The sequence below is a fragment of the Mesorhizobium sp. M8A.F.Ca.ET.161.01.1.1 genome, assembly GCF_004792105.1.
Lineage (GTDB): Bacteria > Pseudomonadota > Alphaproteobacteria > Rhizobiales > Rhizobiaceae > Mesorhizobium.
Genome location: NZ_SRTD01000303.1, coordinates 1 through 322 on the forward strand (window position 1 = coordinate 1; position 322 = coordinate 322).

The following is a 322-nucleotide window of genomic DNA, read 5'->3' on the forward strand; positions in this document are numbered from 1 at the left end:
GGCGTCCCAGCGATAGATTTCGGTGCGCAGAAAATGCAGCTCCTCCGCCAGCATCTCTTCCGGCAGCTCCGCCCACCAGGATTTCGGCCGGCCGTCCGAACCGTCCGACCAGCGATAACCCCGCTTTTTCAGGTGATCCTTCATATCGAAGGGGCTGTTCTCCGCGTAGATCCGGACGCGCGATCTACGGCTAGCCGCGTGAAGCTCCATGAAGGGCGTCATGCCTTCCTGGCCCGGCCGGTTCTGCTCGAGCACCTCCAGCAGCGCGAAGCAATCATCAACCGCGCGATGGCCATCATGGAAATAACCGGACTGACCGATC

The 322-nt window shown here is 61.5% G+C and carries 1 pseudogene; it reads right to left on the minus strand.

The window, feature by feature from the left end:
• Positions 1–322: pseudogene (locus EN804_RS38505) on the minus strand (3'-5' exonuclease); the annotation flags it as partial.